Annotated in this window: 10 protein-coding genes; all 10 read right to left on the bottom strand. The window is 36.5% G+C overall.

The annotated features are described in order from the left end of the window. A partial coding sequence (locus ACESM9_RS12765; RefSeq protein WP_372999288.1) for a patatin-like phospholipase family protein occupies window positions 1–1,253 on the bottom strand: 1,253 nt, incomplete at its 3' end. Window positions 1,254–1,285: 32 nt separating this feature from the next. Next, window positions 1,286–2,206 (bottom strand): DMT family transporter, encoded by a 921-nt coding sequence (locus ACESM9_RS12760; protein ID WP_372999285.1) that lies wholly within the window; start codon window positions 2,204–2,206, stop codon window positions 1,286–1,288. A 74-nt stretch (window positions 2,207–2,280) separates the two neighbouring features. Further along, window positions 2,281–2,829, bottom strand: coding sequence for a hydrolase (locus ACESM9_RS12755; protein ID WP_372999282.1), 549 nt, complete (start codon window positions 2,827–2,829; stop codon window positions 2,281–2,283). A 127-nt stretch (window positions 2,830–2,956) separates the two neighbouring features. Then, a complete protein-coding gene (locus ACESM9_RS12750; RefSeq protein ID WP_372999279.1) occupies window positions 2,957–3,238 on the bottom strand; it encodes a DUF503 domain-containing protein in 282 nt (93 codons plus the stop codon). Window positions 3,239–3,265: 27 nt separating this feature from the next. Continuing rightward, on the bottom strand, window positions 3,266–3,646 hold the full coding sequence (locus tag ACESM9_RS12745) for a CoA-binding protein (protein ID WP_372999276.1): 381 nt from the start codon (window positions 3,644–3,646) through the stop codon (window positions 3,266–3,268). Further along, window positions 3,639–3,917 (bottom strand): GIY-YIG nuclease family protein, encoded by a 279-nt coding sequence (locus tag ACESM9_RS12740; protein WP_372999273.1) that lies wholly within the window; start codon window positions 3,915–3,917, stop codon window positions 3,639–3,641. Before ACESM9_RS12740 ends, ACESM9_RS12745 begins: the two co-directional genes overlap by 8 nt. A gap of 27 nt (window positions 3,918–3,944) precedes the next feature. Beyond that, window positions 3,945–4,439, bottom strand: coding sequence for a GNAT family N-acetyltransferase (locus ACESM9_RS12735; RefSeq protein ID WP_372999270.1), 495 nt, complete (start codon window positions 4,437–4,439; stop codon window positions 3,945–3,947). 97 nt (window positions 4,440–4,536) lie between these two features. After that, complete coding sequence (locus tag ACESM9_RS12730) at window positions 4,537–5,799, bottom strand: hypothetical protein (protein ID WP_372999267.1); 1,263 nt, start codon at window positions 5,797–5,799, stop codon at window positions 4,537–4,539. A 72-nt stretch (window positions 5,800–5,871) separates the two neighbouring features. Beyond that, window positions 5,872–7,077: a DUF401 family protein gene (locus ACESM9_RS12725; RefSeq protein ID WP_372999264.1), complete on the bottom strand. Its 1,206-nt coding sequence runs from the start codon at window positions 7,075–7,077 to the stop codon at window positions 5,872–5,874. Between the two features lie 365 nt (window positions 7,078–7,442). Then, the coding region (locus ACESM9_RS12720; protein ID WP_372999261.1) for a glycosyl hydrolase family 18 protein at window positions 7,443–8,901 on the bottom strand (1,459 nt) is incomplete at its 5' end.

The following is an 8,901-nucleotide window of genomic DNA, read 5'->3' as shown; positions in this document are numbered from 1 at the left end:
AAAGCTAAAAGCCTCCGATATAGTACTGCTCTATCAGATAGGTCATTAATATCAGCACTATATAGAGCAGCAAACTTGCTTTGAGATATGGTTTTTTTCATCTTCTCAGTAAAACTATATTTATTGATGCTCCATATATCCTCATCTATTATCTTTGAAAAATCTGCTAAGGCTACATCAGCTTTTTTTAAATTATATTGTTCTATAATAATATCTATCAGCTCATTTAAAGAGTACTCTCTGCATCTTTCTATTCCCATGACTTCTGCTGAAATTTCAGCTGCTGCGGAAACTACTCCATCGGTATTTCTAAATTTTCTTTCAGAAGAATAGCTCTTTAGAACCCTTATGAGTTTATATATTATAAATTTATTTTGAGGACTGAACCTTTTATCCCAATTTATACCGAGGAAACGATATACCAACTTGATATGGTTTTCATCCAGCTTTATATCATTTCTAGTATCAGTGAAGTAATAATACTTGCCCTTATATCTTCCGAAAACTTTCATGGTATCATAGTAGCCTATCTCTATGTTTCTTCTTGCTCTTTCCATATCAAAAACCAACATTGGTCCCAGGTTTTCAGAGTTTTTTATCTGTATAAGATTCAAATCCTTGTCCTTTACCTTCCTCACTCTACCTACTCCGGACACATCCACCGATATTACATTATATATCTTTTTTTGAAGCATAAGTGATACAGGTAGATTATCATATACAGCACCGTCAATAAATTTTTTTCCACCTATCTCCATAGGTTTAAAAGCAGGAAAGGATGCACTGGCCAAAAGATAATCCACCATCTCTCCTTCAGGTATTTCTTCCTTAAACATGGCCATAGGCTTTCTATCCGTCAGCGAAAAAGTCACTATTCCAAAATCCATATGGGATTTTCTGATTTTATCCTCATTAACAGCCATAGTAAGAAGCTTTTTTAAAGGAGTCACATCCAATCCACCGGAGTTGATAGCAGCTTTTATCAGTCTCATAGTTTCCTCTGCCTTTTGATGAGAATCCAAATCCGATATTTCTTTATTCATGCTTATTATAGTTTCAACTGAGATGCTGGTCCATAAATCATAAGCCTTTTCATAATCATCCTGAACTATCATAGCTCCGTTTAAAGCACCCACAGAAGTTCCGGCCACAGCAATGAGAGGTATTTCCAGCTCCCTTAGAGCTTTCCATACCCCTATCTCATAGGAGCCCTTGGCTCCTCCACCTCCTAGAACAAGACCATAGCCTGTCATTTGTTAAATCTCCCTAGCTTACAAAATACTCTTCATTGTTCAGTAACAGTTGTTGAAGCTTCTGCCTTAGTCTTTGTAAAGTTCTCATACTGGGATAATAACATTCCTGCCAACATTAAAGCACAGCCTAAATATCCTCTCAATGGCATTATTTCACCGAGCAATATCAAGCCGCCTATACTGGCAAATACCGATTCCATACTCATAGCAATAGCTGCATGGGAAGGTTTTGCATGTTTCTGAGCAATAGCTTGTATGGTATAGGCTACTCCTCCAGATAGTATGCCGCCATAAAGAAGAGGTATAACAATTTGAGATAAGGCAGCAATGCTTATATCTTCGAAAATCAGGGCAGCCATCAGGCTCAGTGCAGAACAGGTAACAAACTGCATAATGGACAGTTTAACCGCATCAACTTTCTTTGCAAAATGATCTATGACAAGTATATGTACCGCCCAAAAAACTGCTCCGATTATCTCAAGCCAATCTCCAAGTTCTATATAAAAACCCTCATTGACGCTTAAAAAATACAAACCTATGATTGCAACAAAAACACCTAACCAGGTAGTAACATGAGTCTTTTGTTTGAGAAAAATACCAAGTATAGGCACAAAAACAATATAAAGACCTGTTATAAATCCAGCCTTACCAGCTGTTGTATAAATCAAGCCAATCTGCTGGAAGGATGCAGCTGTGAACAGAGCACTTCCTGCTATAATGCCAGCGGTTACAAAACTTGATTTGGTTTCTACCTTATTATTACTTTTTTCTCGTCTCCTTCCAGTAAAAATAACAATGGGTAGGAGAGAAAGACTTCCTAATGCAAATCTAAGCCCTGTAAATGTAAAAGCTCCAACATGCATCGTGCCTACTCTTTGGGCAACAAAGGCAAAGCCCCATATAGCTGCTGTCAATAATAATAGCGCACTGGACTTAACCTCTTCTTTTTTCATATTAACACCTCTCAAAAAATAATTCAGTATATAACTAAATTATACCATACTTCAGTTTCGCTCCATATCATATCCTACTTAATCAGCTTAGATAATGCCTTAAACTGGGGTGTGCCCGATACCTTAAGCAAATCATACAATATGGTTTCCGTATTGCTTATAACTGCGCCCATATCCCTCATGAGCTCAAGACCATTACTTTTGTTTTCTTCAGTTCTGGAGCTTACTCCATCGGCTGCTATAAATACATCATACCCTTGATTCAGCAAATCTCTCGTTGTCTGAAACACACATATGTGGGTTTCCATGCCTGTTATTATAACTTTCTTTCTGCCTGTTTTATTTAAACTTTCTATAACCCCCTCTGTACATGCAGTAAAGGTGATCTTATCAAACTTCTCAACGCCTTCTAAGTTTTCCTCAATCTCAGGTACGGTAGGTCCCAGTCCCTTTGGATATTGCTCAGTAACAATGATAGGAATATCCATATTCTTAGCCGCAGCAACCAGAACATTAGTGTTCTTAATAACACTGTCTCCTTGATTTATTGCAGGAGCTAGCTTTTCTTGTATATCAATAATTAACAAAATGGCTTCTTCTTTATTCAAATAATACTTGTCCACTGTATTTCTCCTTTCTCCTATACATGAAAACATATTCTTTTGTATATCATTCATAGATTATATCTAAGGTTGCACTATAAGTAATAATCCAAATATTTCCATAATTTGCAATCTTAATCTTTTACCTTCATAGTATTTCTATTTCAATATTTTGCACAACTGCCTCAGTATTTTGCTCTATATATTGAATCACATTCTGAATGCATGAATTGGAATGTTTAGTACTGTTGCTTACACAAGCAATACCTAAAACAATTGACTGATGCAAATCAAGGTCTTCCACTTCAGCAATAGATGCATTATATTTATGCCTAACCTTATCAATGATACTTCTTACTATCATTCTTTTTTCTTTCAGAGAATGAACCCAATTTGCATATAAATATATTTTAGCTGTTCCAATTATCATTTTTCATCCCTTACTATACATTAAAGATTATTTATTCTCTGTTGCAACCAAAACACATGACTGCAACGCTTCAATGCCTTTTTCTTTTGCTAGAATTAGTATCTCTCTGTCAATGGTACCTGGTTGGAACCAAACATATTTGATTCCCAACTCTGCTGCTTCTTCAATATATGGTTTTCCCCTATCAGGGGCCACTACCATATTTATCACATCAGGAATTTTAGGCAGTGATGAAAGATTCTTGTAACAAATATCTCCATCAATGGATTCAACTACAGGATTTACAGGGTATACTTCATATCCCTTCTCCTTCAACCTTTTATAAATCTTATTCCCAAACTTCTCAGGGTTTTGATTGGCACCCACTACTGCCCAGACTTTCTTTTCCAGCATAGTTTCTTTACTCATGATTAGTCCTCCTTATTTTTTCATTTGATTTAATCAACTCTTCTTTCTCCTTACGAGACAATCTTTTTATTGCTACTTCCCGCTTCATGGCTTCATTATCCGATTCAAAATGCTCATAATATATAAGGCTTACCGGCAGCCTGGCTCTCGTATATTTCGATCCATGACCGCTGTTATGAGCTTTTAGCCTATTATCCAAATCCTTTGCCCAACCTGTATAGTATGTGTCATCTGAGCATTTTAATATGTACGTATAAGCCAACTCTATCACTCTTTCTATTTATACTTATTATATATTTCAAAGATGCAGATCCCATCTTTCTTCAATTATATGGTTTCCCCAGGAATCATTTACTTTTGTTTCGGTTAACTTAAATCCATACTTACTATAAAGGTGGCGTGCGACTTTCAGCTTATCAACGGTCCAAAGAAACACATGCTTATAATCTTTCTCCCTGCAAAAATTCATAAATGTCTCCATAAGCCTATGACCCAATCCTTTGCCACGCATTTCAGGCTCAATAAGGAACCAGCGCAGCATTGCAGAAATTTCATCTGCTCTGACCAGTGCTATTACACCCACCGGTTTGCCCTTCATTTCTGCTACCCATATATTCTCTTTGGTATCATCATGCTTCTCATTAAATTCATTAACATATTTTTCAACATAGTCCCCGAATTCTGATCCGAATCCATACTCAATATCATAGATTTCTCTATGCCTTTTAATAATATAATCTATATCCTCAGGCTTATAAGTTCGAATCACAACATCATCAATATTATTCTTCATATTGCCCTCCAACTTTAATGCTACAACTATATCATACTATAAATCAATATAAAAATACCACCTGTTGGTTATTGCCCACAGGTGGTATTTTTATCGGTTATATCGTCCATTGATTGTGTATGATACCAACCAATTTCCAACTATCATCATATTGTTCAAATACTAATCGAAGGCTTTTCCAGTCTATTCCTTCATATTGAGGTTCAAATCCAGAGAAATAATATTCTACTACTATTGGATTATCATAAACTTCAAACTGATTTTCAAGCATATTTCCAAAGCTTAATACTTCATTATATCCTATAGATTCTGCATTTATAAAATCCTCCGAGTATATGAATTTACCATAGTATTCACTTGGGGTTAATCTGATTTCATCACCTATCCCATCATAATATCCCCATATATAAGACTCCTGGTCTTCAAAGAATTTTTTAATCTCTTCTTTATCAAATATCCTGTCGCTTTCCAATGATACATGGGTATAAGGAGTAAATCTGACTCCTTTTACAGGATGAACAAAATCGGAAATAGTTTCTGCGTCTTTCATACTTATTGCATAAATCAATTTATCTGCAGTTCCTTTGATGACTTCCTTGGCATACTCCGGTTTTATGATTCCTTCCTCTGTTTTAGGGTATTCCAGTCGTAAATCTATTAGTTTTGTTTTATCCCCAATAGCTTTAAATCTTTCTTTAATACTTGCTTCATTTAAAAGCATTTCCTCATACTCTTTATTGCTCTCCTCGGAAAGCTTTTCACCATTTTGTTTCAATTCTACTATCAGCATATTTCTATCATTTTCACCTATTATTACATAGTTTTGATCATTAGTCTCAAAATTTTGCTTCTGTTGGGACCAATCTTCTTTTAGTATATGATGAATTGTCAAAAGTTCAGCTCTTTGTTTATTCTCACCTAGGTATATGAAATGAACTGCCTTAGCTTCATAATTTTCATCGGTATCTTTATCTATTGTGAATTTACCGCTCCAACTTTCAGGTATAATGAACCTGTATCCTTCGCTATAGCTGGAGTATTCCTCCATAACTTTTTTTAGCCCGTCTTTTCCGTCCCATTGATACCAGTTGCTTATCCAGGGCATATCTGCCATAGAATAACCCTCCGCTTCAAGGGGTTCAGACTGGACACCAACTTCAATGATTCCGTCGTTGTTTATGTCCTGGCTGTAGAGAGGATAGGGCTTAAAGGTCTGGGAAAAGTTATACTCATCTTGGGACTTGAGAGCTTTTACATCCTTTCCTACCGATTCAGGCTGCAGCTGTGCCAATGTAGGAACTGTTAAAACTGTGCACAAAGTTCCTGCAATAATTCCACTTTTTATTAATATCTTTTTCATTTCATGAATCCTCCATCAATATATTGCTATATATCTGGACGAAAATATATAAAATTTGTTTCCAATTCCTTATCACATTATCAAAAACATGAAATAGCTATAAATGGAGCTTATTATCACAAAAGAAATTACAATAGGCATCGTCTTTTTAACCAATTCAATAAAGGGAGTTCCATAATGCTCTGTAATTATTGCCAAGCATATGTGCATAGGTGAAACCTGCATTGCTATATAGATCATGCACATTAGCAACACCATCAATGCTACCCCTCCATCAGGTATGGTTGCATAGGCCAAGGGTACAGCCAATGCTATGCTTCCTTGTGAACCTGCTACCAAGGCACCTAAAAAAGCTACCATTGCAAATATTACTACCGACGGGATAGGAAGCAAGGAAAGATAGCCTGGCAATCTCTGTATGATACCTGTAAAATCTAAAACCTCTTTAAAAATCATAATTATAACTGTGCTTAGTATCAATTTGACTTCAAAAGCCGATCTAAACATTGGCTTAATTTCATCAAAGGTAAACTTATTTAATATGAAATACAGTACAATAACCGGTATTACTGCTAAGTGTACAGTTATTTTAAATGCTAAAATAATTATTATAGACAAGGCTATGGACCAGAGACTTATAACTATATTCTTAATTTCATGGATTTTTTTGCTTGATACTGTCACTCCTGTGTCTTTAGGAATCTTTCTTATATAGAAAAAATATCCTAACAAAAATAGCACAACTACCATAGGCAGCATTATCCAAACAAAAGATGTCATATCAACGCCGGATAAGCTTAGTGCCAATAATATTGAAGAATATGTGGGAAGAAACGACTCTGAAATATGCCTGTAATAGCTTGTTACAAACGTCTTCTCTTCTTTTGTCAGATAATTCTCCACGGCATTATCTACAATAGGTGCCGCTATCAGGACAGCGCCTGCAGAAGGCAGCAATCCTATGATGAAGGGCGCTATCATTGTATTGATTCTTCTGTTATTGAATAAATTGTTTAAAGATCTTTCCGCCAAAACTATATGACCTCTTTTTTCCAGCATTCTCTGCAAGAAAGTGATTGAGTAGAATGCCATTATGAGGTCAAAAGTGCCTTTGCTAAATGTACCATTTACTACCAGTTTTATGGTATCCAAAGGATTTATGCCGTATAATACTATAGCAGCTCCAATGCCTGCTGCTATTGACACTGATAAAGGTTTATTAAATTTCATCACTATGGTTATACAAGCAAAGATTAATAGCAGTTTGATTATGTCCAATTAGAGACCCCTTTCCTCTTTTATGTTTCTATGTGTCAGAAAATCAAAATCGGTATCCGCCACCTATATGTCGGAGGATACCTTAATTCTATTATATCAATAAAAAGCTGTAAAAGGAATAGATATGTAGGTTGCGAGCCTAGGGTATTCCTTTTAGGACTGGTCTCTAGTCGCTAGTCCCTGGTCTCTGGTATTGGGGTATTCCTCTGAGGTCTTTTGGAGAACACGGATTTACACGGAGGTTGTTTGGAACCACTAAAGGGTATCACTTAGATACTATAGCTAAATAGAATAAGCATATGTGCTTCAGATATCCACACTATATTCTGCACATATGCTTATTCTTAAGGTATTTTAGTTTCATTCTATTTATTTGCCAGTACCCACTGACTGTAATTCTCTGTTTTCTTTAAATTCTGAGCTATCACAGGCCAGATGTCTTCGGTCTCAAAACCTCTCCTCCAGGCTGCGGCTCCAGCTAAGTTATACTTGTGAACCAAAGAGGATTTAAGGTTGATGGATTCCGCATCTTCTATCCACACCTTGTAGGTTTTACCATCCTCTGTATACTGGGCATAATGCTGACCGCTATCTTCATCCCAAATAATTTCCGCTTTTTTCTCATCTAGTATGCTTTGAACTTTTCCCATGGACAGGGCCTTGGAAGTAACCTTTATCTTCCCATCTACTTTTTCTTCCTCCCATAGTCTTGTGTAGAAAGGCATCCCCAGTATTACCTTTTCTGCAGGAACTTGTTCCAATATCCTTTTGAGATTGTTTTCAACCCATTTATACTGGGCAACTGAGCCTGCCTTGGGACTCGAAGCCCAATGCTGGTCATAGGCCATTACAGCCATATAATCTACTGCTTCTGCCAATGCTTTTCTGTCATAGCACTTGGACCAGGTGCTGCTTCCTGATATAAAGGTAACATCCATAGAAAGTGTAAGTCCTTGCTCCCTGCAAAGAGGATAGAGTTCTCTCATGAACTGTGTTAGCATGTCCTTATCCTTTTCATATATGTTTTCAAAATCAATATTTATTCCATCCAATTTATAAAGCTTTGCATACACAAGCAGCTGACTGATTATCTTTTCCCTTTTATCTGTATTGTTCAAAAACTCATTGGTTATATCAGGATTAAAATCATTGGAAGCTAATCCCCATACCTGATAGCCATTTTTATGTGCCCATTCCACATACTCCATATCCGCATTATTGGCTACATTTCCTTCTCCGTCCACTACGGCAAACCAAGTGGGAGATACAATGTCCAATCCTTCCATAGTTTTGAGCTTGCTCACATCAGGATTCTTTTTGATAACATGTTCCCATACCATGTTTATTTTGCCCTTCTCAGGCTTAAAGGGTTCTACTGCAGGTTCCTGAGGTATAGGCTGAGTAGGAGTTGCTTCAGTTATATTCAGGTATTTACCTTCCAAATACCCTATTATACCATCTTTAGTTCTTACCTTATACCACTTACCTACTTGTTCAAAAACTCTGACCGTATCCCCCGCTTTAACAGGCTTTGTCACATAGGGAGAAAACATACTGCTATCCCTCTTGAGTCCCCTATCCTGAATCAGCTCTCCTGTTATCATTGTATCCTTATTATAGTCTATAACAGCTATCGAGTTGGAAGCCAATTCTACATGGATATTCAACATGTCCTTTAAAAATTCTATAGGTATATAGGGTATTCCATCCACAATTCTTGCAGGTACATTTAAATCCATGGGTTTTTGGTTTACCATGGCAGTAAGCTTGTCCGTTTTCATGGTAATAAGCTTGTCTTTTGTAGTAAAAACCACTTTCTCCAGT

It is taken from the genome of Lutispora sp. (genome assembly GCF_041687175.1).
Classification (GTDB): domain Bacteria; phylum Bacillota; class Clostridia; order Lutisporales; family Lutisporaceae; genus Lutispora.
Note: the sequence above shows the minus strand (reverse complement) of the source record. Positions and strands in the feature narration are given on the sequence as shown.